Here is a 24,531-nt window from a genome sequence, read left to right as displayed (position 1 = left end):
ACTTTTTCATTGATCAACGAAGTTTTGAAGGGTCGATTATAATCTGCCATTATTTATTTCAATGCAAGGTCATTTTCATTCATTAGGTGAATATGCGTCATAATACCAGAAATTACATAAAGAATAAGGCTTTTAATAATCAATTCTTATACATTAGCGTTTGACTCACGTTTTATAATATATTTGTTTAAACAAATCCTAAATTAATTATCTCATATGTCTAACAGTAATTCGATTCAAGAACAGCACACCGCTGGTCCAAGTGCAATAGGGTTCGACTATCAGTTTTATTACTTTATATATTTGATTCTCGACATTTCTCATGGAGACACAATTGGTTTTGAGGTTAAGGACGATGTTCACATCAAAAGGCATGATGGGTCAACAATCCTTTTTCAAGGTAAACATTCTGTACAAACCAATGCCTCTGGAGAAATACAGAATCTAACAGCTCTTGATGAAGATCTATGGAAAACGGTTAGCAATTGGGTCAGTATGGTTAAGGGAGAAAGTGACAGTAAGGAGTTTTTGTCTAAATATTCATTTGTTCTATTTACCAACAAAAATGAGCATTTTAATGAATTCATCACTACTTTATCTACTTATCAGTTGGATGGAAATATCAAAGATGTTGTAACTAAGTTAAGGGAGTTTAAAAGACGTACAAATAATAAAACGATCGAAAATTATTTGACGCAAATCCTTAACCTTAATATAAAAGATTTAAAAGTCTTTTTATTAAAGTTGAAGATTGATACGGGAGTAGACGACTTGATATCAGGGATTAAAAATAAGCTGATGAAAACAGCCAGACGTGAGGTGATTATGGAGGCTATTTTTGAATCTTTATTTACGGCTTTGCATACTGCTAAATATTTGGAAATTAAAGATAGAAAGCCATTTGAAATCTCATTTGAAGATTTTAATAATCGTTTTGGAAGATGTTTCTCGATCGCCTTCCAGGAACGGCCATTACCAAGAAGGGAATTACCTGTTCTTCTTCCTGAAGATCTGGAAGCACAAACGTTCATTAAGCAATTGATTGATATTGGCGAAATCACTCCAGGCTCAAAAAAAATATTAAAATATACCGAGCAAATGTTAAAAGTATTAAATCAATTCATTTATTGGTTAGACAATGATCTTTTGTTTCCCCATGAAAGTGGAAAATGTGATGAAAACGCGATACTCATTTGGGAGAATAAATTTTCTGCAAAGTATCGGTCGATTAATACAAAGCTTGCTTCAGGCATCCCTGTGGATGATCTGGAAGAAGATATCTGTTGTGCTGCACTTGATATTGTTGATTATTTGCGAGAGCAGGATTTGGATATTTTAGAAGGAAAATTGGGTGTAGAATTTAGTAATGGACATTTTTATACACTATCTGATAAATTACGTTTAGGTTGGCATTTGAACTGGGAAAATAAATATGCTCAAGAATGAAAGAAATCTATTATACTTATAATAATGAGGCTATAGCTAGTTGCGTGTTCCTTTCAGTAATGAAAGAAATTCAAACTTGGGATATTGCGAGATCATGTCTTATTTTGCCATTTTTATTGGATGATAAAACAGTTAAGTGGTTAAAAAATTATGATCCATCAGAATATGGAATTTACGAGGTTTTCAAATCGCGGGAGAGATTATTCATGTCCTTTAATAAACGTTATTTAGCGTTACTTCCGGTTTCCATAAACGCTTTATTGCTATTAAGTAAAAGTCAGCAAATATCAATTGGTAAAGACATCCGATATTCCTCTAAGCTTGAGTTTATCGGTGTGGATTTTGGAGAGAGATTCGTTGCGATACAGGAAGTAATTCCTAATTTTTTAGCGCTGATTGAAAACCTAAGTACAGTTAGCCTTTATCAACTATTAAAAGTTCAATTATGAAGTTTGTTCTACATGAAATTAGACTGTGGTTCCGGGAAGAAGGGGCGAGTCCAAAAAGTTATGTTTTTCTTCCAAATAAAGTAAATGTGATTACTGGGGGAGCGACGACTGGGAAGACTAGTTTCTGGCGCATAATGGATTATTGCCTTTTATCTGGCAAGATCTCTATTGCCAATACTATTGTTGAAAATGTATCTTGGTTCGGGATATCTTTTACGATCAATAATAAAAGAATTTCCATTGCAAGACAGTCTCCTGCACAGGGGGCTTCTTCTTCTGTGGTTTGCTTTAATGAGGGCGATTTTCCAGATGCTTTGGTGGCTAATATGGAGATACCTACAGCAAAGACTATCTTAGATAAGGAGTTTGGAATCACTGACGCATTGAGGTTTCCACATGGAAAAGCTCAGGGTGGAACCAGCTTCAATTTATCTTACCGCTATTTTCTGCTTTTTAATGGACTTACAGAAGATATTATTGGAACTTCCAGAACTTATTTTGATACAACATTTTATGGGAAAGATGAATATGAAAAGGCTTTGTCTCATATTTTTGATCTGATAATTGGTGTCAATGATATGGATAATATTAAAGCCAGAGAGAGATTAGTGAAGATCAATAGTGAACTGAAGAAAATAGAAAAAGATATTAAGAGTAACGCAGCTACTGAACAGAATTTTGCAGCACAGACCAGTTTGCTATTTGCAAAGTCAAAAGAATTTGGGTTTGTAGCTTATGATGAGGAACCTCAGTCAATTGAATCTACATTAGATATTTTGAATTCAATTGTGGCTGAAAGTAAAAAGGTTGTTGATAATACAGCTGTTTTTGCCGAAATAGATAGACTTAATAGAGAGAAAGGAGATGTGAAAGCCCGTTTGGCAGCAATAAGCAGGTATCAACGGGAATTTGAATATTATAAAAGAAATCTAAAAAAATGTGCAGATAGCCTACAACCTATCGTATATCTTAATGAAAACCTTTCAGAACAACTAGTCCAATCTTATGAAACAAAGCTTTTTGTTGATTCCTTAGAAACGTCTCTTCTGAAAATTCGCGACAATCTTTCGAAACGTGTTGAGGAACCTGTTAAAGTTTCGGGTGACATGAAAGTATTAAATGAAGAGTTGAAAGTGTTAGAAACAAGAATTAACAAGTTGAGTTTAATCAATAAAGAGATTCCTTCTGAAGCTAAAAGATTTATTCGTCTTGGAGAACTTAAAAATGCTTACGAGCAACTCCTTAAAAGGCCAAATCCTAAACCTATTGATTCGATTTTATTCAATCAGTTGAATGATGAAAAACTCGATTTGGAAAGGGTTCCATCGGATACTCAAGAAATCAAGTTGAATATGAAAGAGCAGCTTAATGCAAGCATACAACGCAATTATAATCAACTAAGTTCGCTTCCTTCATACGGCAATGCAAGAACTACTTTTAATAGCAGAGAAATGGTTCTTCAGTTAACTCCAGAAGGTCAAATTTTCCCATTGGATAACGTTGGTAGCAAATCAAACTATATGATGATGCATCTTTGTTTTTACCTTGGTCTCCATGAACATATGATTGCTGTAGGGCAAGAACATGTACCGCAATTCCTTTTTATTGATCAACCAAGTATCCCTTACTATGCAGATGGAGATAATGTTGGCAATGCTGACAAGACAAAATTACTTGATGCATTTTCGTTGATAAACTCATTTGTAAAAAATGTAGTGGAACAGAAAAAGAATACTTTTCAAGTTTTTATGGTAGAACATGCACCTGAATCTTACTGGACGGGAGAGAATAACCTAGAGTATTTTCACACAGTAGACAAATTTGTAGACGGTGAAGGTTTAATTCCGAGTAATATTTATAAAGAGGAATAATTAAAATATTTCAAACCGACTACGGTATTAGGCAATTGAAGCTAATGTTTTCTTGCTACTTTTTCTTTTGTGTGATTTTGAATTAATTTTAGATAGTGTAAACCAGTTTAAAAACGTTTTAAATAGTACAATTCCACTACAAAGTGAAGAAGATCCGAATTCAACGGAACTTCCAATTATGGTCTTGCAAAGGAGCTAAAAACTGGTTTTTCATGAAATCATTATTAGGGCTTCTTGAAAAATGAAGCGTTAATTATTATGATCATTATTTCATTTTTAATTCTTAGTTTTCCCAAATACTAAATTGTTGACAAAATGTCTCTCCTTAATTATTTTAAAGAAATCACTATTGGCTGGAAGCTATCGCTTTTTCTTGTTGTGTTTTGTGTTTGGCCAATTAGCGCTTACCTGATTTTTCATTTCGATCCTCTTTTGTTTACTAATTTGGACTTAGCTAAGTTGACGCTGTTATCCAGTGCAATCGCTTCCCCATTTTTGGTGGTGAATACCGGTGTCAGTTTCCTGCTTACTGATCCTAAAGACAAAGATTTGAAGTGGGGGAGTACACCTGATCAGCTTTTATCAGGGACAATACTAGTGGGGATTGGGATTTCCCTATGGGTACTTTCTTTCGGTGCCGTAGCTGCTCTGATGGATTGTTCTCTTCTGACAGTAAAGTTAATTATGATTTGTATTGAAGTTGCTGCTTTGGTGATTATTTTCTGGTCAAAGTTGATAGAGGATAAACGATTTAAAATTAAATAGTTAGCGGAGATGTCACTAGCTGAATAATCGATTCCTTGAATGATAGGAATGGAGTTACCTTAATAGATATAAGACGCATTATATGATTGAATATAAACAAGAATGGATCACCTGCATAATAGAAAGCGCAACGCATTTTAAGGATAATACTTGGGAACCTAAGCATAATAGCACGGGATATGAATTTGTCTATGATGGACAATGTTATCCTCCTAAACGGATTTTTTCTTATTCACATGATTTGATGCATGATAAGTTTCCTCATTTGAAGCTGCCTAATCTGGCTGGAGGCGAGGATACTAATAACTTTTTAAGGGGACTTGGATTTGAAGTGATTGAGAAAAAGTTTTTTACTGTTGCTAGTCTTTCTTTTATAGGACTTTTAGGTAGAGTTCGAGATGCATTGATTAGTCGCGGCTATGGTGAGAAGTTAATTTTGGATAAATCTGTCCAAACTCATTATTATGCCTGGTTTGGCGATGATTCTGGTTTGATAGGTAGTCAATTTGCTCATTATGAGTTGATCAGACGTAGAGCTAATTCCAAGAGCATTTACATAGAAGCGCATTTTGAAGACGATACCTCACGTGGTTTTATAAAACAGCTTTTTGCACAAGACCTGAGTTATGAAGTATTGCAGATTAAACATGATACTACTGATGGACTACGTTTAGATGCAGTTTTTGATATGGATGCCCCTAATGTCGCTGAGCAGATCGCAGAAGGATTGATTAGGTTCGATGAGTTGGTTGGAGACCAAATCCGTGCACTGGTGAGCCGTCGTCCAACTTTTGTAAGTTTTTTTTCGGATGAAGATGACAGTGTACCTTCACCAATAGAGCATAATCAGATTTTGTTTGGGCCTCCGGGGACGGGTAAAACTTATCATACCATTAATGAAGCATTGAGAATTGTTGATCCACAGTTTTACAAAAATGTATGCCAGAGTGGTGTAAAACCGCAGGAAAAACGCAAGGTGATGACTAGAAGATTTAAGGAGCTTCTGATCAAAGACTGGAAAAATCCAGGCAAGGGCCAGATCGTGTTTACTACCTTTCATCAAAGCTTGGCCTATGAGGATTTTATTGAAGGTATCAAACCCCAAAAGGACGATGATAACCAGGTTTATTATGAAATTGAAGATGGTAATTTTAAACGACTGTGTTTGTTAGCCGGGGAAAAAATCAGTGCGAGTAATTTCGAGGAGGCTTATGCTAAATTCGCAGAAGAAGTTATTGAAAAGGGGAGTATGGAGTTCACCACTTTCGAGCAGAAGAAAAAATTTGATGTGGAAATCAATAAGAATATGACTGCCGTCGCTATTCCAAAGACCAATAAAGGTACGCGGATGAGTGTCACTAAGGATATGATTAGGGCACACATATTGACTGGTGAAATCAAGGACTGGAAGCCCTATATCACCGCAATTGGCAGTTATATTAAAGAGCAATATAAAGTTAATGTTCAGGAAAGTACCAATCAAAAAAAGAATTTTGTAATCATCATTGATGAGATCAATCGCGGGAATGTTTCTTCCATATTTGGAGAATTGATTACATTGATCGAGCCTAGTAAGCGTAGAGGAAGAGCTGAAGAATTGGAAGTGATTTTGCCCTATTCCAAAAAAGTGTTCTCAGTACCGGATAATGTCTTTTTAATTGGAACTATGAATACGGCTGACCGGTCTGTTGAAGCTCTAGACACGGCATTAAGACGACGATTTAGTTTTACTGAAATGATGCCTGATCCTGGGACGCTCTCAGGAACAGTGGTAGATGGAGTACAACTCGATGTTATTTTGGAAACGATCAATGCACGGCTTGCCAAGTTAATTGATAAGGACCATCAGATCGGTCATGCTTATTTTATTGGCATTAAGACACGTGAACAGCTTTTGAGTTGTTTTCAAAATAAGATAATTCCGTTACTTGGTGAATATTTTTATGGTGAAATAGGTAAGGTTGGACTCGTTTTGGGTACTTCTTTTGTTGAAAAAGACGGTAGTACTGTGAAATTTGCAATTTTTAATGATTATGATTCCTCGGAAGCAAGTGATTTGGCATCAAGAGTATCTTATAAAATTACTCCATCTGCTCAGTGGAATTTTTCTGATATCTAATGAAACGGATGGTTCGGGTTTTTGAGCATCAGATTTTGGATAAATTCAGTCTTTGCACTGATAAGGAACCATTGGGAGTGGAGGCCATTGATGCGCTCTGGAAATTCAACGATGCTAATGGACAAAAATATTTTATTGGTACCCGACATGGAGTGCGGTTTAAGCAGTTTGTAGGCGTACTACAGGTGGGGAATGTTACCATTGAAATCTTGCCAAAGGCCGATTTAAATGAGTCAGAGGAGTATGATAGATGGCAGGATATACTGCTGAAGATGTTGAAATACTGTAAGTGGATTAGTGTTGATAGTTTAACAACGGCATCACTCCGGATAAAGAATAATTCACTTCTGGATTTGTATTTTGAACTGTATTTAAAGGAGCTGGAATCGTTGATCCATCAGGGCTTATTTAAAAAGTATAAACCGGTAGAGGACAATGTCACTGCTTTGAAAGGTAGTTTGCGCTTTAGTAAACATATTCAGCAAAACCTAGTGAACAAAGCTAGGTTTTACACTGCGCACCAGGTATATTCTCAAGATCACCTGTTGCACCAGATCCTGCTCTATGCTTTGCAGATTTTGAAGAAAATTAATTGCAATCATCAACTGACAGATCGGATTAACCGGGTGCTATTTTCTTTGCCCGAAATCTCCTGGCGTAGCATAACTGCGAGTCATTTTAAACAGATTGTGGAGAGCCGTAAAACCAAACCTTATAAGCAGGCGCTTCAAATTGCCAAAATGCTGATTTTGAATTATTCTCCGGATATAAAGCAAGGGAAGGAGGATATGATCGCCATCCTATTTGATATGAACCGTTTGTGGGAAGAGTTTGTTTATCGTGTATTATCTAATAATCTGGACGCAGAGCGTTACCGGTTAAGTTTTCAAAACAAACAGGATTTTTGGGATAATAAGACCATTCGACCTGATATTTATATGGAAGTTTTGGAAGACTTAAAGGTCGTTAATGGCTACATCATAGATACCAAATGGAAAATTGTTGCAGACCATAGCCCGTCTGATGAAGATCTGAGACAAATCTTTGCCTATAATGCGCATTGGGACTGCGAAAACAGCTTACTTTTGTACCCGAGTTCTATTCCAACGCATAGACACAGCACGGGAAAATATCACTTTTTATTTAATGGTAAAACACATCATTGTAGTTTGGGATTTATTGGGGTGAACGATGGCCGAGGTGGTGTGAATATCAAATTTCATAATAAAGTTTTAGATATGCTTTTGACAAAGTCAGCGACAGATATGTAAGGTGGAAGTTAGTATTTATGAGATTGCCTCAATTGGATGTTACTGCTGATTTTTGAAACGATTATATTCGAGACATGGGAAGAACATTTAACCAAGGCTTTAGAAATACATTGTTTTTTAATCAAAGACTGGTATCACTTTTCCAACCGAATATTAATTATCTTAGGCTCTTATTCAGTTTTTAACGGTATCTCTAATCAATTGTAAATGGAACTTACTTCAAAATTATTAAATGAACTTCAAAGAAGGCTAAAGGTAGGTAATCGACGTGGAGTGCATTTAAATGCAATTCCGGCCAATTCTAGATATAAGTTTGACCTTCATCGACTTTCATTTATCGAAAAATCACTTCCTGTAAACTTTATTGAGGCGTTATTAACAGAGATACCATTAAAATTTAGAATAAGCTGGAAAAATAACGTTCCTGATCTCAATTCTCTTTTTGAAGACGATCAGAGTCAGCTAATCAGAATAACAAAGTCTTTTGAAAATCTGATTAACCAGACAGAAGCTATTGAATCAGAAAAAGGTATAAATACCTTTGGATTTGGTTTTCCATTGTTGGTAAGAAGGGACCAGATAGACAATAAACTCACGGTAGCACCTGTATTGATATGGTCACTTAGGGTTCGCAGAACAAAGGAATTTAACACTTGGGAAATCACACGTTCCGAAGAAGATCCAATATATATTAATGAGGTTTTGATTAACCATTTGTATAGTGATGCAAAAGTTGAGATTAAACAGATACCATCTGAAATATTGGATGACGGTCTAATTGATAAAACCGAATTGATAAACCTATGTGTTGACCTAGTTTCTGCTGTTAATACCCAGACAGCTTCTGATATTAAAGAAACTTTTAAGACAAAACTTTCGAATATTCAGGCGATTAAGGATAAGAAACATTATGAGTCATTGCCTTTAACTTCAAATAATGCATTTATTGATTTTGCAGGAATATTTTCAATTTTTGAAGTTCAGAAACAGAATATCATTGAAGATTATGAAGAACTCCTCGATTTAGAGGGTTCAATGATTGATCTGGAAGATTTAGAGGGGCATGGGTTTCAGCCACTGTCTTCAGTTGAAACGGATCCTTCCCAACAAGGTATCCTAAATGCACTAGGCACAACTAGAAATTTATTGATACAGGGGCCTCCAGGAACAGGCAAAAGTCAGTCGCTTACAGCAGTCCTTGTGAATGCTTTGGAGAATAACCGCAAAACTATAGTGGTATGTGAAAAAAGGACAGCTTTAGAGGTTTTGCATAAAGCCCTTAGTGAAAAAGGGCTGGGTTTTCATAGTGTGTTAATTAAGGATATCGTTAAAGACAGAAGAACAGTTGTGGATTCTGTAAGAGATCGTGTAGATGATTCAGGATATCGGAGATACAGATATAATTTTTCCAAAGAAAGTCTTGATCAGTTGATAACGTTGACTAAATCTCTAACAACTACCATTAATGCAGGTCATAAAAAACTTGATCAAAAACTCATTGGTTCTAATTCTTGGACAGATGTTGTTGGTATATTGTTAAAAGAGCTTAATACATCTTCAGTAGAAAAATTAGATTTTGAGGGCTGGACGTTTAGTTATACGCTAGCTGAAATGACTGAACTGACACAGATAGTCGATAAAGCACAGCAACTTTATAAAGCCTTTTTACCTTTCGAAAATCAGTCCTTTTTGAATCAAGAAAAACTCGTTGGAGATAATCCTTTTCAGATTGAACAGTCGATTAATAATTGTTTCAAATCATACCGCATACTGAAACAGAGATTTGATCAGATAATCGATGCATACAGATTGGCTTTCCTCGCCAAGCGTCATGAAGAATTCTATGTACAGAAAAATCGGATTGTAGCTCTGATAGATGTAAAGAAAACAAGTGATAACATTTATGAAGCATTTGAAAGTTTTAAAGCTGTTTTTTATACTATTGAAGCAAACTTAATTGCCCAGGAGAATTCATTGGTAGAGATTGAGATTGCCGAAATTCTTAAAAAAGTACAAGAATATTCCATCGATCCTGATTTCCTGGATGAGGAGAAGACAGAGAGGTTCTTCTATAAACTGGTTCATTTCTTCGGCAATAAGAGGAAGCAATTGGTTGAAAATCGGAAAGATTTAAGATCAGATTTTGAAAAACTCTCCAGATTTTTAACAGAAAAACGATATCTAAATGTTTTTAAATTTGGTCATTTGGCAGCAACTAATTTAGAGGAGTTGGCGCGACTGGAAAAACATTTGACCAATGTATGGTCAACTAAAGATGTTCTGATCGAGGAGAAATTCAATAGTCTTAACTTGCTTGAACCCATTGCTGATAGAGATATTTCTCCCGAACTGGAAGCAATAAAAAAATACAAAGATCAATTATTGGCAACAATTCCAGGGATTAAGCATCACCTAGAAATAAAGACAGCAGTACAGACTTTCATTTCTAGTGAGTTGAATGGATTAAAAGATCTGAAATTAAAAACTACCGCTGAAGATGTTTTTGATTCATTGGAAATTTTTGATTTTGAGAAATGCTATTCTGATTTCAGTGAGAGGGCTGTCTCTGAATTCGAAGGGATTAATCTATTATCTGCAAATGAGAATAGATTCAAACTTGAAGAAGGTGAAGAATTAGCGAATCTGGCCACTGAACTACAATTGAAAATTAAAGAAGATGGCTGGATCAGTCATGTTTTATCTAAGAATCATCACACTGATTTTATTAAAGATATCGATCATTTACTTGATCAAAAGGAAGATTACTTCCAACATGAACACGATCCATTTGTTAAGGAATGTAATTGGTTTTCATTCTATCATAATTTACAACCACATCACAAAACCTTAGTTGATACTCTAAAAGCACATCAGGATTGGCAAAAAACATTTTTGATTTCTTACTTAGACTCCTTGTTAATTAGAAACGGCAATAGTGATTTGCCGACCAATGATCTGAGCCATGGAGAACTTAACGAACATTTGAAAGGGTTTAAAAAAGAACAAATTACTTACATCAAGCAATACTGGTATTCCAAACAGATTGATGCATCTAGAGTATTTGAGGTAAACAATCCCGCACTTTCTGTCGAAAATCTGTATAATAAACGAAGCAGCAATCGATTTGCAAGGCTTTCTTTAAGACAGATTGTACAATACGATCCGGATCTATTCACGACCTTTTTTCCGATCATTTTGACTACCCCAGATGTTTGTAGCAACCTGTTCAAGGGTATGAACGGTTATTTTGATATTGTCATGTTTGATGAAGCAAGTCAGCTTAGATTAGAGGATAATCTTCCGGCAATCTTGAAAGGAAAACAAATTGTGGTTGCTGGAGATGAACATCAAATGCCTCCATCGAATTATTTTAGTAAAATATTTGATGGCTCAATTGAGGATGAAGAAGACATTGAAGATGAAGTTAAGGTTGTTATAGATAAAGATAACCTGCTGCTTTCTTGTGAATCTCTTTTGGATTTCGCAACGGAACTAAATTTTGATAAGAAACACCTTGATTTTCATTATCGTTCCAGGCATCCATTTTTGATCGATTTCTCTAATCATGCTTTCTACAATCAACGTCTGAAGCCGTTACCTAATACATTTGAATATATACCGATTAAATATGTACGGGTAGATGGTACATTTTCAGAGCATACGAATGAAATGGAGGCTGAAGCCGTACTTTCTGTGTTGGAACATAATATCCAAAGGCTTCCTGATGGTAGCTATCCAACTGTAGGTATTGCAACATTTAATATTGCACAAAGAAATCTAATCAAGAGTAAAATTATTGAACGACAGAAGTTTAGTAAATATCAGGATTTTAATGAAAAGATACAGGAGCTGGGACTGGACGATCTTAATAGCAATAAAGGGTTCATTAAAAATTTGGAGAATATACAAGGTGATGAAACAGACGTGCTGATTCTTTCGACGACCTATGGTATTGGCAAGGATGGCAAATTTGCACAGCGCTTTGGGCCTGTAAATCATTCTAAAGGCTACAAATTGCTAAATGTTATCATAACCCGTGCGAAGTACAAAGTTTATTTGTGTACTTCTATTCCAGAAGAAGTCTTTCTCAATTATCAAAATCACCTGGTTACGGAGGGGGCAAATAATAAAAAGGCCGTACTATTTGCATACCTGGCCTATGCAAAAGCTGTTAGTGAAGGTGATCATATAGCACGAAAATGTGTATTGGAGGCGCTTGGACAAAACTCCAATGCCACTCGGAAATTGGATAATTTCAATGCCGATCTTGAATCACCATTTGAAGAAGAGGTTTACCATGAACTTTTAAAGCATTTTGACGAAGATAAATTGATTACCCAGCATCAGTTTGCTGGCTTCAGAATTGATATGGTATATAATTCACGAATTTCTGGCAAGCCTCCTATAGCTATTGAGTGTGATGGTGCGAAATATCATAGTAGTGAAGAAGCTTATTTACATGATTTATACAGGCAGAAGATACTTGAGCAGCATGGTTTTGTATTTCATAGAATTTGGAGCACTAACTGGTGGCGTAACCCTCAGCGTGAACTTAATAAACTATTGATGTTTATTAAGGAGGTAGAATCCGGTGAGCAGATTTTTGATAATCAGGAATTACTGAATGCTGATTTTTTTTCTCATAATCTGCCAGTTAATCTATTTGCGAGGGCTGATGCTGAAGATGAAATCATAACGGAGGGGTTCAGTGATGAGGATTTCTTGACAGGCTCTACTGAGGATCTTTTAGTTTCCGTGGTTGTTGAAGTTGGGAGTGTTGTGAAAGTGAAATATATCAATGCTGATAAAATTGTAACGGTTCAGGTAGGGGGAGGTAGTAAGACTTCTAGTACAGAACAGGTAATCAAAGAGGATTCACCTTTAGCAGTAGCATTGCTGGGAGCAGCTAAAGGGGATATAAGGAAAATCGGTAATCTTGATAATTATGTGGAGATTTTGGAAGTGGTTTAACAATTGCGTGATTAGATAATAACACCAAGGATAAAAGAATTCTACAATGTATTGGTCAAGAGGGGTAATCAAAAACGTTTGCCCAATTGCTTACTCAATGCTTGTTAATTACAAACGTTTTACGTAAAATTGATAGAGTTTTAAGATCAATATTTAATGGACAAAAGTAAACAAACATTTGATCAGGCTGAATTGGAACTTTTAAAAGAAGGTCTAAAACGCAGTTATAAAGAACGTTTTGAAATGGCTACTCGTTTGTATAAAATACAACAGACCATGAGTAGAGCTTCTATATCCCATATAACATTTATCAACAAATAATTTGTGGATGTTTTTGATGAATATATATAATTTTTGGAGAGGTCTTTAGGAATATAATGTCCAATATATTATGGTTGGTAGTTATAAAGCGTTTTAATTACATAATTGGGCCAGTGAAAACGGATGATTTGGCAAAATCTCAGGTTATTTTATATACCCCTTATTAAATATCATTTTATATTAGTTCTAATTTACTTTTTCGAATCTGATTGGAATTCTGTAAAATAATTATCTCAAATAGCTCTATTTCTGTGTGTCCTGAAGATTTTAACAAATCAATATATTCTTTGCGTTTCGAATCAGGACATTTTAATCCAAATACTAATTCTCTTAATTTACCAGGGTATGCATACGAACCTGCTAATTCTTCTACATATCGCCATTCCTTTTCGTAATTCCAGCAACTCGGTTTGGTTGATATTGCCGCTTGCATTGTGGGATCATGAAAAACAATCTTTTGAGTATTAGTACCACGTCGAACGATTGAAGACTCAATAAGAAAACCTTCACCTGAGAATGCTGGAAGCTCATCGGAGTAGTTTACTTTTAAACAATTAGTTTTTGAAGCAAGCTTCGAATTTTCAGTTACTTCAAATCCCAATGCTATTCCTTTTGATTGTTCAGCATAATGTGCCCACATAAGTTGATTTTCAGGGTCTTCAGTTAAACTAAATATTCCTACATCGTTTAATTGGTTATCAAAATTAGCGTAGGTTTTTTCTGGATCAGATGTGTAATTGCCAGTTTTTCGATGGATAAACTCTCTCGATGCCCTATGCTGTTCTGCAATAGTTTTTCGAGCTTTTAATTTTCCTAAATATTCTTTAGTTTGCTTTGGCGTTAAGCCGTAAAAATCAGTTTTATTTTTGATGGAAGTTAAAGCAGATTGGAGAAACCCCATAACATGCCCCATCTTCATCTGTTCAATCTGCTCTTCAATAAACTCTTTTGCAATTTCTTGAATTGTGCATTCAAAGGGATCATTTAGAGTTGTAGCGTTGGCTAGCCATACTTTTTTTTCTGTAAGGATTGAGTCCGTAAAATGAGAATTACCTCTGTATTTGTATAGAATCATGGAGTAATTTGTGAAAAGGTAAATTTATGTTTTTTAACGATATATCCCAATTTGTTACAAAATTGGAGATTTCGTGGCTGCTGATAACCTCATTCCGAAATTCCTTGACCAATCATTCCAGGTGAATTTGACCAATCAAAATTGCCTTTAAAGTCTTAATAGATCTTGTTTTTCTATAACTATCATAAATAACAGTGTTGGTCAAAATAGCACGGAATCTCCTGGTCTGAGCTAACGGAATTTCCAGTTTGAGTGCCAAACAACACATCCAAAACCAATTAATAGAAAAGTCTAAAGAACTTTCTGCAACCACAGAAATGACGGCTGTAGAAATTGCCTACTTGTTAAGTTTCGGCTTTCCGCAGTCCTTTAATAAACTTTTTAAAAGTAAAACCAATGTTTCACCATTGCAATTCAGACCTACAATGAATTAAAGATATAGTTTCGCAAAAAACTACTCTACTAGAGATAAACTCATTTTTGCATATCCCTAGTAGAGATGAAATTTGATTTTCATACACATCAAAAACACCCCATTATAGATGAAATCGGAGTTAAATTAAATTATTATTTATTATAATTTTTAAGTGTATTTCTCATTTTAATGTGGTTTAAAGGCTTGTTTTAATCATTTTTCTTATTACAGTTCCGCCTATATTTTAGTTTAAAATCTCTACTAAGGGGTTCACTCAAAACTAGTTGTTCTAAATCAGCTATTTTCTTCAAATCATCATAAAACTTTTTTAATTTTGGTCCGTAGATGAGTACTTCAAAAAGCTTCTAGTGAAAACTAGAAGCTTTTTTTATTAGAGAGTCAAATTTATCTTTCCATCCTGCGGTTAAGTTTTGTCCACATGGGCATTTTATGACTCCTCTTAATGGGAAGTCCTCATTTTCTCTTACACGCTCTGTTGGTTTGTTTTTAAGTAATTTCTGAATTCGCCAAAAATCAACCGCCGAAATAATAGGTGGGTGTAGGGCCTTGACATATTTCTCTGGGAGATTTTTGAATGCCGGAACCTTTATCAATCCATCATACACACTGTCTTCTAAAATATTTCTTACGACGCTATTCTTTGTGTTTTTGAACCCTAATGGGAGTTTCGGCAAAGGTGCCCCCCTTCGTTCTACAATTAAACTGACACCTAATTCCGCTCCAAAATGGCTCTTATTTTGGAGAAAAATGGTCTTTTTGAGCTACCAGGGTGCTTTTTTCAGTCACAATCCATCTAATTATCGTTGCGCTCAGGGGCTGAATTATAGCCGTCAGGCTCTGATGTATCCTATGGATGGGTAGTAAGCCCATATTGGTGTCTGAATCGTTTATAGAAGTTTATTAGAGTTGGACTAAAAAAATGCAGGGCTAAAGGATCTAGATGGTTTATCTTCTCATTCTGAAAATGTGGTTTGCATGATGCAGGCTGGATACAGCTACTTTGAGTCAGCAGCACATCAATGGTCGGAAGGAATTAATTATATTTGATCAAAGTTGAGGCGCATTTTATACCACGCTCGGCAGCTAAATAGGCGGCCACTTTGCCCGAAACAGAGGGGGTACTATTACAGAAATATACAGTCATAAGCGCATTTTGAAGAGCTTAATAAGCAAGTCCCAAATTTGGTTTTATTTTTTGAATAGTGTTGTGATTTTGTTGGTGAAGTTCTGTTAAAATCTGTCTAATTATATATCAATGTTAAAAGGGGTATAGCCTTGATGTTCCAGTCCCATAAAAGTAATATGTTCTACAAACGGTAGGTTCTTATAAATGTATTGCGCAAGTTTTTTTAGGCGGGGAATGGACTGCTGATGTAAGACGATTCTGATTTCAGATATTTCCGGCTATCGAATGCCCGATTAATATCACATTTGTTAGCCCCAGCTTTTTGATCAGGAAAATGAGATCATCAGCGAATCCCTGGATTTTCCAGTCTTTTCGGTTTCGTCCAGATTTGTCATGGCCCGGCAAGTCCAGCAACGGCAATGGCTTCATTTAATAAATTAGGTTTGGCATGGAAGGGGTAGTTGTAAAATCAAATAACGTGTACTTCATTAAGTTGGCTAACCAAGAACAATTACAAGAACAAATGGCCGATCTGTATTTAAAAACAGGCATGTTTTTGCACGGGGCCGGAGGGTATTATTACCCTGAACCGATTGAAAATAATAAGCAAGAAGAAAAGTGGAAAGAATTGATTACTGCGCCTGCTTCTGTAGCCCGTATGGTGATAGGTATTGCCAACAATTGCAATATGTTAGCCAACAGATTTGTACTATAAGTGAGTGATAGGCCAGAACTCCTTAAAAATGGTACGAAATTGGTTATGATTCTGCATATGCTGCACTTATGCGTAGCTATATGATAAAGAGAAGATGATCATGATATTCAATTTATTAAACATCAGGCAAGAAGTAGAAGAGGGCGACCAAATTATTTTGGGCGAATCGGTAGTATTAGCATTTAGTTATCAGGAACTCGAAAATGAGTAAAGTATTTACAATTGCAGACGGACTTCAAAATCTTGGTGCCTTAAAAACAGGAGGCCAAGGTTCGGTGTATAAAGGGAAAAGAATGGGTGCAATTTATTCGGCCATCAAATTGATGCCTACGCCTATACATACTGAAGACGAGACTGACAGAAATTATCGGAATTTTAAGAATGAAGTAACTAAGCTCCAAAAAGTAAACGAAAATCCATGTCCCAATGTAGTGAAGATAATGAGTTGGGGCATTACCGATAGCGGTTCTTTTCCGTATATAGAAATGGAATATATAGAGGGGCCAGACCTCTCTGAACTTTTACAACCCCCGAACCCACGAGCTTTCGCTATTAAAGAGCTGGTTAAAGTTGCCGATCAGCTGGCCAGCGCCATTGCACATTGCCATCAAGTTGGCGTAAAGCATGGCGATATCAAGAGTAATAATGTAAAGTACAATGTGTATACAGGCAATTATGTGCTACTTGATTTTGGTTTGGCCATTATGAGCGAAGAGCAGCGTAGAACCAGTATCCGCCATGCGGGAGCCGTCGAATTTATGGCGCCAGAGCAGCATGAAGGGAAGATGTTACTGCAAACTGACATTTACAGCTACGGGATCATTTTATATGAACTTTTAACAGGTCAGGTGCCATTTCCTTTAAATGGGGATGGCGATACCGGTCGTAATTCGGTAATGCTGGGTCACATGGAAGGGCAAATTCCAGATGTAATTAAATTAAGGAAAAAAAATCTGGAAAGCACCTTGTCAAAGGAGGACTTAAATATCGGGCTACAAGTACCTGCTTGGTTATTAGCCGTGATTTATAAATGCCTCGAGAAAGATCCGGCACAACGGTATGCCAATGGTGTTGAACTAGCAGCCGCCATTACCCATGGAATAGTGGTCTCTGTGCAGCAACATCCTGAGGGGGGCATAATTGATAATGCTAAACTGATCGCATTGGTGAATTTAAATAAACCGCTTGCCCATGAGGTAACAAAGAAGCACGCATATGGAAATGAAGTGCGTTTGTCGAAAAAAATCATAGTTGGTTTAGCTGTAGCGATTGCACTTTTAACGACCTTTTTGTCTTATCTGTTTTTACCAAAAGAGAAAGTGATGGTAAGTTATGCAGTAGCCAATGCGAAAGCCTTTGAACCACCCTTTTTATTCTATAATAGCCTGTATTTGGAACGAATATTGAAAGAGAGGGAAGATAGTATTCGTTTAGCAAAACTTAACCGCTCCGAAAAATCGAATCTGGCAAAGGGAATAAAAATGCAGGATGAGAAGAAAAAAAAGAGGAAAAAATTTTTAGGTATATTTTGAGCCCTACACATTAATCTTTAATCAATTTCAATAGCAAAAGATTGAAAGCCGAATTGTGTATATTTATTTATTGCTACCGATAACAAAACGTATTGTTAATGCTTGGATAAGAAGATCTGGACTTCTTTTGGAATGTCTAAATGCTTGAAAATAAATAAATTATTACGTTCGAATAGCTTTATATTTAAATACTTCTTTCTCGTTTATACTCAACTAAATCATCTACCTCATGACTAAAATTGACGATCGACAATACATTATAGCCATCGGAGCATCGGCTGGGGGCTTGGAAGCCATATCCGTGTTCTTTGATTATACCCCATTGGATTCCGTATCCTATATCCTGATACAGCATTTTTCCGCTGATTTTAAAAGTCAGATGGTGCAGATCCTGGCGCAGCATAGTAAATTGCAAGTGGTGGAGGCCACCGACAATGTAGAGATTAAATCAAATACGGTTTATCTAATCCCGACTTCGAAGTTCATGTCAATAGAAAAAGGGAGACTGATTCTTTTAGACAAAAAAGACCAGCCATGCCCGCACATGACCATTGATTACTTTTTCAGGTCTCTAGCAAAGGAACGCGGAAACAAAGCCATTGGTGTCGTTTTATCCGGCACTGGCGATGATGGTTCCAAAGGGATCGAAGCCATTAAAAATGCCGGGGGTATTACGCTAGTTCAGGATCCAGTTACGGCAAGCTTTAGTAGTATGCCCCTGGCAGCCATTGCGACGGGTTGTGCCGACAGGGTCATTTCACCTGAAGCCATGCCACAGGTCATTGATGATTATGTCGTGAATGGTATCCTAAACCAGTTGCCAGACGAACCTTCGGCGGACATCGGTGAGGAAGTGATTGGACAAATATTAACGCTAATCAAAGGTAACCTGCCATTGGATTTTAGCGACTATAAGCGTCCGACGATTATCAGGCGGATTAAAAGACAGATGGAGAAGCATCACCTGAATGAGGTTGGTCAGTACTACAAATTACTAACAGAGAATACCGCAGAGGTCACTTTACTCGCCAATGAGTTCCTGATTAGTGTAACCTCCTTTTTTCGCGACCAGGAAGCTTTTAAAATCATTGAAGAAACCGTTATCCCGGCCATCATCAAAAATAATAATACCGAAGTGTTGAAGATATGGGTGGCTGGCTGCGCTACTGGAGAGGAAGCTTATTCCATAGCTATACTGATCCAAGAATATTTAAATAAATATCCTAAAAATATTGAGGTCAAAATCTTCGCTTCGGATATCAGTAAAGCGGCACTGGATATCGCCTCAAAAGGCGTTTACCCCGAAAGTATTGTTAAAACCGTATCTAAGGATAGGCTTCAGCAATTTTTTACCAAAGAAGGGGCAAGCTATAAAGTCAAACACGACATACGCAAGATGCTGATCTTTGCTCAGCATGACCTGACCAAGAACACGCCGTATTGTAATATGGATCTGATCAGCTGTCGTAACCTGTTGATATATCTGAATGTGACTTTACAGCAAAAGATATTTGCCCTGCTGCATTTTGGATTGAAAGAGGGTGGCTATCTCTTTTTGGGGCCAAGTGAGAGCGCTTCTGTTATTAAAGATGGCTTCAACGTGGTTAGCGGCAAATGGAACATCCTGAAAAGCAATAAAACAGGTCGTGTTATCCATTCTGATACCTTTTCGTCCCATAGGATCGGAGAATTCCAGACGATAGAAGTAACCAAAAAGCAAGCCGTGCCGGTATCAAAAAGCGAACTCGCCGACCTGGTCAATTCAGCCTTGTTAAAGGAACTAGCTTTTAACGGTGTCTGTACCGATGAAAACCTGTATGTGGTTCAGTCATTTGGAGATACCAAATCTTATTTAAAAAGTATTAATTTTAACTATAACCTGATTGATCTTTTACCGGATCATATTTGCACGCTCTTTAAAGCTACCGCCTGGAAATCGCTAAAGCTGAACCAAAGGTTCGTGCTTAATGGGCTTAGCCTGGGCGACGCCGGCAAGAAAAAAAATAAGCTGATTGATATTGTCATCAGCCCATTTTATATTGCAGGGTCGGAAGAAAGGCTGCTGTTGGTCTTGTTTACAGAGCGTCAAGCGGGGACCATAGAGAGAAATGTGATCCATACTGAAGATATCAACGAAGTGACGCGTGAGCATGTCATCAGCCTTGAAGAGGAGGTGGCGCAGCTGAGACATACTGTAACTATAGCGCATGAGCTTATTGCCTCCTCCAATGAGAATATGCAATCTTTTAATGAAGAACTGCAGTCTGCCAACGAGGAAATGCAATCTGCTAATGAAGAAATGCAAAGCACCAATGAAGAACTGCAAACGGTCAATAAGAACCATGAACTTACCATTGACCAATTGACGGACCTGAATGACGATCTGAATAATTACTTCAGGAGTAATATAAATGGTCAGTTATTTGTTGACAGGGACTTGCTGCTGAAAAGATATTCGCCGGGAGCAGTGAAGCACATTAACATTCGAGAAAGTGATATTGGCCGGCCACTTAGCAATATAACAACCAATATCAAATTTGAAACGTTGATCGCTGATATAAAAAAAGTAATTCAGAATGAGGAACACATTACACGGGAAGCAGAAGGGCCGAATGGAAAGGTCTATCAGGTGATGACCATGCCTTACCTGAAGGAGAACAGCAAAAAAGCCGACGGAGCCGTTATCAGTTTTTACGACATCAGCGAACTGAAGGAACTATTGCGGAAGCTGGATATGAGCAATAAAAGTCTGGACATCAGTAACCACAGCCTTGATGAAAGTAATAAAAGCTTACTGAGAATTAACGCTGACCTGAACAACTTTGTTTTTGGTGCTTCACACGACCTCAATGCGCCAATTGTGAACATTGAAATGTTGCTGGAGATACTGAATGAAAAGCTAGATACCCAAGACCCTGAGGTCATGGAATTATCCGGAATGATGAATAAAGCGGTTACCAATTTTAAATCTATAATCAGCGATCTGGCCAGGATTGGTCACTTGGAATCGGAAGATGATGATCACCCTCAGGAAAGCTTCCCGAATTTATTTGACGAGATAAAAGAGATCATGTCGGAACATATTAAGGTGTCTAAAGCCATTTTTCACACCGATTTTCGTGAAAAAAAGGTTCGGTTTGCCAAAAAGAACTTGAGAAGCGTGATGCTGAACCTCGTCACGAATGCGATCAAGTTCAGCCACCCAGACCGCTTGCCAGAGATCAGTATCAAAACCGAAAAAAAAGCTCAGTTTATCCTATTGACGATAACCGATAATGGTATTGGTATAACGAAAGAAGAGGTCGATCATATCTTCAAAAAATATAAGCGGGTAAACATAACAGCAGAAGGTACCGGTATCGGACTGTACCTCATCCGAAAGATCGTCAATGCCTCAGGTGGCAAAATCGAAGTGGAGTGCACAATAGATAAAGGCTGTACTTTTAAGATTTTTTTTAAAATATAACAGTAGCGAATTTCTGCTGATTTTTATGCACCTTTTATAAAAAACTAAAGTCGCACTCTCTTTGTTCTTTATTTAAACTATTAAATTAAATATTATGGATAAGTTAGAAATTAAAGGAAAGTGGAATGAGCTAAAAGGTAAAATAAAACAAACTTATGGAGATCTTACCGATGATGACTTGACTTACGAAGAAGGGAAAGACGATGAGATGTTGGGAAAACTGCAGCAAAAAACGGGAAAGAAACGAGATGAGTTAGTTAAATGGATAAATAGTTTGTAATTCTTTAACCGCTAACAAAACGAGCAAATGATTCATTTGCTCGTTTTGTGTTTTAATATTATTGATAATACCGAAGCATAGACCACGTATGCTAAAAAAATATAATAACCTGGTTGTAATGAGGTATTATTTTCGGTTACAGTAGAAAGCAACTCCTCTTTAATATTTAAGCTAGAAAGTTGACTTTTTATGATCCCATTTAGACCTATATATGTCATCGCAATACCAACAACCATAACATCGGCCATGTCCCATTTACTTAAATCAAAAGCTAAAAATCTGACAATCTTATTCTCTGCGTATTTATCTTTGCCCCATATCAGAATGCCCTTGCCAACCATACGCAGCACAGGCAGGATAACAACGAAGAGTAGGATGAGTATACCAACAAGTATCGCATCGAATTTAGGCTGTGCAATTAATGACTCAATGATGCCAGTTATGCTCTTACTCTGAAAAAATAATACCTGGTTCGTAAAAGCTAACTTTTCGCTTAGCAGCGTAAAGTTTAGTGATTGGATGCGTGCATCAACTTCTATGACAGTAGCTGTGATACCTACTAGTAAAAGGACAAAAGCGAACAAAAGAGAAAGGATGTATAACGTGTTATGAAGGCCTACTTGCTTTCTCATTAGCAACCATACACAAAGCACCAGCAATACGCAACCAATCATTGCATAAGTGTAATTATATAGGACTGATTGTATGCTAGATAATTGCAAATTGATCGTTTTTTCAAAAGCTTCAGTACTCGCTACTCCGTATTTTTTGTATATATGCCTGGTTACTGTAACGCTGGCAGGCTCGGTATTGTCGAAAGTTTGCTTTTCCAACTGATCAACTTTACTGGTGACGATACTTTTGAGTCTTTTCTTACTTTCCGGTTTGTTGATCCTGTTAACAATTGTCGCAGCAAAAACAGGTACTTCCGACTTGATTTCCTCGGGATCAACTAAAGCATTAAAAGCAAGTTTTTTGAGTTTTCCACCAATACCTTTTTGCGGTTTATTCATTTCAGCTATTGCCTGGTCAACAAGATGGTACAATTGTTTTTCAACTTTCTTTTGCAGGTCCTTTTTCTGTGTGGCCGTCATGGTGAAATCATTGACTTTTCCATCCACCACATTTGCCATTTTTTCACGCCACTGATCAACAGATAATATGCCGAAAGTGATGTTGTTTACAACACTATAATCTGTTTTTATTTCTTCCTGCTGATTCGAAAGTTTCGATATTCGGTATCCAAACCATGCCTCTGCGCAAAGTAGTAGACTTAGGCAAACAATTAGCAAGATATTAGGAAGGACTATTTTTCTAATGTTCATAAGGAGAAATGAATTTCAATATGGTCGACAAAATAAGCCCGTACAATACAAAGCTGATAAAAATGATAAAACCTGGCTGTAATGCGGTATTATTTGTTGTAATTACATTTAAGTCATCACTTTTTATATTCAAACTCTTTAACTGGCTGTCTAATAAACCATTTAAGCCGATATACACCATCAGGATTGCTATAACTATAACATCTGCCATGCTCCACTTGCCTGACTGAAATGCAAAATATCTTATGATTTTGTTCTTTGCAATTTCCCTTTTGCTAAGCAGATGGATGCCTGTTGCACTAAGTTTCATGATTGGAAAGAGTATGCTGAACACCAATATCAGAATGCCGACTAAAACCGAATCAATACCAGATTGACTGATCAGTATTTTTACTACTTCCAAAATACTTTTACTCTGGAAGAATAATACCTGGTTCTCGAAAATCACATGTTCGCCCAATAGCACAAAGTCCAGCGCTTTAATACGCGCATCGACCTCGATCATAGAGGCAGTCAAACCGATAAAGAGAAGAATAAATGCGAACATCAATGACATAATGAAAAGTGTCCCATGTAATTCAACCCGTTTTCTGAATATCCACCAAAGCCCCAATACGATGACGATGCAACCTAACATGGCGAATGAATAATTATAGGTTGCAGTTCTGATATGGGACAACGAGGAAATCAGTTTATAGTTTAATTCTTCCGCTGTGGATACTTGATATTTTTTATATACCTTATCGGTGGCAGCCTTCGTGGCAGCTCCAGCACTATCCAGGTATTCTGCACGTTCAAGTGCATCAAACTTGTCCATTGCGATTTTACTTAAGTGCTTCTTATTAGTGGGATTATAAACTTTGTCAACAATCTCTTTCGCGAATGAAGGAGCTTTCTGCTTTATATCATCTGTGTTTACAAAGGTTTTAAACAGGAACTTCTTAATTTTTCCATCAATAGTTTTTTTCGGTTTATTTATTAGAACTTCAGCCTTGTCAATCAGTGTGCGGACTATTTTCTCAACTTCCTTCTGAAGTTCATTTTTTTGTTTTGGAGTAAGCGTAAAATCTCGTATCTGACGACTAATAATCGCCGATACCTTATCTCGCCACTGCTCAATAGAGAATAACCCTGAGCTAATGTTGTTAACATTCGAGTAATCCTCCTTAATTTCTTCCTGTTGGTCAGACAGCTGGTATAACTGGTAACCAAAATACCCTTCAAAGGATAATAAAATGGAGAGCCCGCAAATTAGTAAGAGTCTTGCAACAATCAGTTTCTTGTTAGAATTAGGGATTTCATGCATAGGCTTCGATCGATCATGTAATTTTAGTTTAATTCTTTTTGTTCAACAAATTAGAAT

The 24,531-nt window shown here is 36.7% G+C and carries 17 protein-coding genes; 13 read left to right on the top strand and 4 right to left on the bottom strand.

The features are described from left to right. Positions 1-216: 216 nt before the first annotated feature. The 8 genes from FBD94_RS07990 (at position 217) to FBD94_RS25900 (ending at position 13,213) form a co-directional block, all read left to right on the top strand. The gene (locus tag FBD94_RS07990; protein ID WP_136879812.1) at positions 217-1,446 is read left to right on the top strand and encodes a hypothetical protein; all 1,230 of its coding nucleotides are present in this window, start codon (positions 217-219) and stop codon (positions 1,444-1,446) included. Then, complete coding sequence (locus FBD94_RS07985) at positions 1,443-1,895, top strand: three component ABC system middle component (protein WP_136879811.1); 453 nt, start codon at positions 1,443-1,445, stop codon at positions 1,893-1,895. Before FBD94_RS07990 ends, FBD94_RS07985 begins: the two co-directional genes overlap by 4 nt. Continuing rightward, a complete protein-coding gene (locus FBD94_RS07980) occupies positions 1,892-3,766 on the top strand; it encodes a DUF3732 domain-containing protein (protein WP_136879810.1) in 1,875 nt (624 codons plus the stop codon). The genes FBD94_RS07985 and FBD94_RS07980 overlap by 4 nt, the downstream gene beginning before the upstream one ends. Positions 3,767-4,081: 315 nt before the next feature. Then, positions 4,082-4,531, top strand: coding sequence for a hypothetical protein (locus tag FBD94_RS07975; protein ID WP_136879809.1), 450 nt, complete (start codon positions 4,082-4,084; stop codon positions 4,529-4,531). A gap of 82 nt (positions 4,532-4,613) precedes the next feature. After that, the gene (locus FBD94_RS07970) at positions 4,614-6,650 is read left to right on the top strand and encodes an McrB family protein (RefSeq protein ID WP_136879808.1); all 2,037 of its coding nucleotides are present in this window, start codon (positions 4,614-4,616) and stop codon (positions 6,648-6,650) included. Next, positions 6,650-7,921, top strand: a complete 1,272-nt coding sequence (locus tag FBD94_RS07965; protein ID WP_136879807.1) for an McrC family protein — start codon at positions 6,650-6,652, stop codon at positions 7,919-7,921. Before FBD94_RS07970 ends, FBD94_RS07965 begins: the two co-directional genes overlap by 1 nt. 207 nt (positions 7,922-8,128) lie before the next feature. Beyond that, a complete protein-coding gene (locus tag FBD94_RS07960) occupies positions 8,129-12,892 on the top strand; it encodes an AAA domain-containing protein (RefSeq protein ID WP_136879806.1) in 4,764 nt (1,587 codons plus the stop codon). 156 nt (positions 12,893-13,048) lie between these two features. Beyond that, entirely contained in the window at positions 13,049-13,213 is a 165-nt protein-coding gene (locus FBD94_RS25900) for a hypothetical protein (protein ID WP_169472247.1), read from the top strand. A gap of 175 nt (positions 13,214-13,388) precedes the next feature. On the opposite strand, the gene FBD94_RS07955 is transcribed toward FBD94_RS25900, so the two are convergent. Next, positions 13,389-14,288 carry a DUF2971 domain-containing protein gene (locus tag FBD94_RS07955; RefSeq protein ID WP_136879805.1) on the bottom strand — a complete coding sequence of 300 codons (900 nt, stop codon included), beginning with the start codon at positions 14,286-14,288 and terminating at the stop codon, positions 13,389-13,391. Positions 14,289-14,536: 248 nt separating this feature from the next. Between FBD94_RS07955 and FBD94_RS07950 the strand changes: the two genes are divergently transcribed. After that, positions 14,537-14,722, top strand: coding sequence for a helix-turn-helix domain-containing protein (locus FBD94_RS07950; RefSeq protein WP_136879804.1), 186 nt, complete (start codon positions 14,537-14,539; stop codon positions 14,720-14,722). Between the two features lie 1,392 nt (positions 14,723-16,114). Here the strand turns inward: FBD94_RS07950 and FBD94_RS25895 are convergent. After that, positions 16,115-16,279, bottom strand: a complete 165-nt coding sequence (locus tag FBD94_RS25895) for an alpha/beta fold hydrolase (protein ID WP_165503649.1) — start codon at positions 16,277-16,279, stop codon at positions 16,115-16,117. Positions 16,280-16,298: 19 nt separating this feature from the next. On the opposite strand from FBD94_RS25895, the gene FBD94_RS07940 reads away from it, so the two are divergent. The 4 genes from FBD94_RS07940 to FBD94_RS07925 all read left to right on the top strand — a co-directional run bounded on the left by FBD94_RS07940 (position 16,299) and on the right by FBD94_RS07925 (position 21,843). After that, complete coding sequence (locus FBD94_RS07940; protein ID WP_136879803.1) at positions 16,299-16,565, top strand: hypothetical protein; 267 nt, start codon at positions 16,299-16,301, stop codon at positions 16,563-16,565. Positions 16,566-16,768: 203 nt separating this feature from the next. After that, entirely contained in the window at positions 16,769-18,097 is a 1,329-nt protein-coding gene (locus FBD94_RS07935) for a serine/threonine protein kinase (protein ID WP_136879802.1), read from the top strand. A gap of 229 nt (positions 18,098-18,326) precedes the next feature. Then, positions 18,327-21,563, top strand: a complete 3,237-nt coding sequence (locus tag FBD94_RS07930) for a CheR family methyltransferase (protein ID WP_136879801.1) — start codon at positions 18,327-18,329, stop codon at positions 21,561-21,563. A gap of 94 nt (positions 21,564-21,657) precedes the next feature. Then, a complete protein-coding gene (locus tag FBD94_RS07925) occupies positions 21,658-21,843 on the top strand; it encodes a CsbD family protein (protein ID WP_131610438.1) in 186 nt (61 codons plus the stop codon). A gap of 32 nt (positions 21,844-21,875) precedes the next feature. Here the strand turns inward: FBD94_RS07925 and FBD94_RS07920 are convergent, their stop codons facing one another. After that, the gene (locus FBD94_RS07920) at positions 21,876-23,168 is read right to left on the bottom strand and encodes a paraquat-inducible protein A (protein WP_131610439.1); all 1,293 of its coding nucleotides are present in this window, start codon (positions 23,166-23,168) and stop codon (positions 21,876-21,878) included. Next, positions 23,158-24,474, bottom strand: coding sequence for a paraquat-inducible protein A (locus tag FBD94_RS07915; protein WP_131610440.1), 1,317 nt, complete (start codon positions 24,472-24,474; stop codon positions 23,158-23,160). Before FBD94_RS07915 ends, FBD94_RS07920 begins: the two co-directional genes overlap by 11 nt. Positions 24,475-24,531 lie beyond the last annotated feature (57 nt).

Source organism: Pedobacter hiemivivus (assembly GCF_005144565.1).
Classification (GTDB): domain Bacteria; phylum Bacteroidota; class Bacteroidia; order Sphingobacteriales; family Sphingobacteriaceae; genus Pedobacter; species Pedobacter hiemivivus.
The sequence above is the reverse complement of the archived record's forward strand: the minus strand, read 5'-3'. Positions and strand labels throughout refer to the sequence as shown.